We start from the raw sequence: 551 nt of genomic DNA, 5'->3' as shown, positions 1-551 counted from the left end.
AAAGGTCCGTTTGGTTGCTTGAATAAAGCCCGTTACGGTATCGCATGGGGTTCAATGGGTGCGGCTGAATTTTGCTGGAAAGCCTCGCGTCAGTATACGCTAGACCGCAAACAGTTTGGACGTCCATTAGCTGCAACGCAATTGGTGCAATTGAAACTTGCTAATATGCAAACTGAGATTGCCCTTGGCTTGCAAGCAGCGCTACGTGTTGGTCGTTTGATGGATGAGCATAATGCAGCGCCTGAGATAATATCGCTCATTAAGCGCAACAACTGCGGCAAGGCGTTAGATATCGCTCGTGTTGCTCGTGATATGCATGGCGGTAACGGTATCTCTGATGAGTTCCATATCATTCGCCATGTCATGAACCTAGAAGCAGTGAATACTTATGAAGGTACGCATGACATTCATGCGCTTATCCTAGGTCGTTCGCAGACTGGTATTCAAGCGTTTTATTAATTTAAAGCGCTAGCAAGGTAATAAGTAGCTTTTGATTAAGTCATAGCTAAGTATCAATTTTCAACGACTAACGTACGTTACTGTTTAGCCTT

Annotated in this window: 1 protein-coding gene; it reads left to right on the top strand. The window is 44.6% G+C overall.

Annotated elements, in window-relative coordinates; translation table 11 throughout:
• Nucleotides 1–459 (top strand): acyl-CoA dehydrogenase family protein (locus ACS8FD_RS23610; protein WP_439277641.1); only part of this gene is annotated, 459 nt, incomplete at its 5' end.
• Between the last annotated feature and the right edge of the window lie 92 nt (nt 460–551).

Source organism: Psychrobacter sp. 1U2 (assembly GCF_051847575.1).
Note: the sequence above shows the minus strand (reverse complement) of the source record. Positions and strands in the feature narration are given on the sequence as shown.